At 54.9% G+C, this 488-nt stretch carries 1 protein-coding gene; it reads right to left on the reverse strand.

The window, feature by feature from the left end; genetic code table 11:
• On the reverse strand, positions 1–488 hold a 488-nt coding region (locus ACTHUR_RS19335; protein ID WP_440400409.1), incomplete at both ends, for a pseudouridine synthase.

Raw genomic sequence — 488 nt, forward strand, 5'->3', positions numbered from 1 at the left:
AGCCGTGGTTGAGCAGGGCGAGGCCTTTGTCGTCCAGTTTGCCACGGACGCGGACGAGGTATTCTTTTTCGCTGCTGCTGTTTTCGCCAATCAGTTGTTTGGCAATGCGGCCGTCCTGAGTGAGTACTAACAATCCGACGGAGTCGATATCTAAGCGACCGGCAGGGGCCAAGCCGAATTTGTGCTTTTCGCTGAAAGGGATACGGCTGTCATCGCCTTCCCAATGGTTTTCGGCGGTAATGAGTTCTGCGGCGGATTTATAGCCTTTTTCTGCCTGCGCGCTGACGTAGCCGACAGGTTTGTTCAGAAGGATGGTTACGCGCGCGGCTTGTTTTTCATGGGCTTGTTTGTTGAGGTCGATGCGGTCGCGCTCGGTAACTTTTTGACCGAGTACGGCGGTTTGGCCGTTGACTTTGACCCAGCCTTGCTCGATGTAGCTGTCTGCTTCGCGGCGCGAGCATAAGCCTAATTGTGCCATGCGTTTGGAG

Source organism: Neisseria sp. P0021.S007, assembly GCF_051956855.1.